This window comes from Aeromonas sp. EERV15 (assembly GCF_900079845.1).
Taxonomy (GTDB): Bacteria; Pseudomonadota; Gammaproteobacteria; order Enterobacterales; family Aeromonadaceae; genus Aeromonas; species Aeromonas sobria.
Genome location: NZ_FKKY02000163.1, coordinates 1 through 439, shown reverse-complemented (window position 1 = coordinate 439; position 439 = coordinate 1). Strand labels below are relative to the sequence as shown.

Sequence of the window (439 nt, the reverse complement as noted above, 5' to 3'; positions counted from 1 at the left end):
TCCATCAGCGAGACGCGGCCGCCTCGCCTCGACCGGGTCCCCCTCAGCCGACCGCCTCGAGGGGGATCCTCCCGCTGCGGGGCGCCGCGGCCGGGAGATCGAGCGTGAACTTCGCGCCGTGGCCCGGGCCCTTGCTCTCGGCCCGGAGCGCCGCGCCGAGCAGGCGGGCCTCCAGCACGCTCGCGTGCAGGCCGAGCCCCGTGCCCTCGGGCCACGTGGTGAACCCCTGCTGGAACAGCCGCGCCAGGTGCTCCGGCGCGATGCCCACGCCGGTGTCCTCGACCTCCACGGAGGAGCCGCCCCCCTCGCGCGGCGCGCACCGGACAACGACGCGGCGCGCCGGGCCCACCGCGTGGCACACCGCGCGCCGCGCGTTCGTGATGAGGTTCGTGACGATCTGGAGCAGCCGGTGCCGGTCCGTCTCGACCCGGGCCTCGTC

General features: G+C 77.0%; 1 protein-coding gene. It reads right to left on the bottom strand.

Annotation, left to right across the window (positions count from 1 at the left end):
- Positions 1 to 43: 43 nt before the first annotated feature.
- The coding region (locus BN4575_RS20885) for a sensor histidine kinase (RefSeq protein WP_141689928.1) at positions 44 to 439 on the bottom strand (396 nt) is incomplete at its 5' end.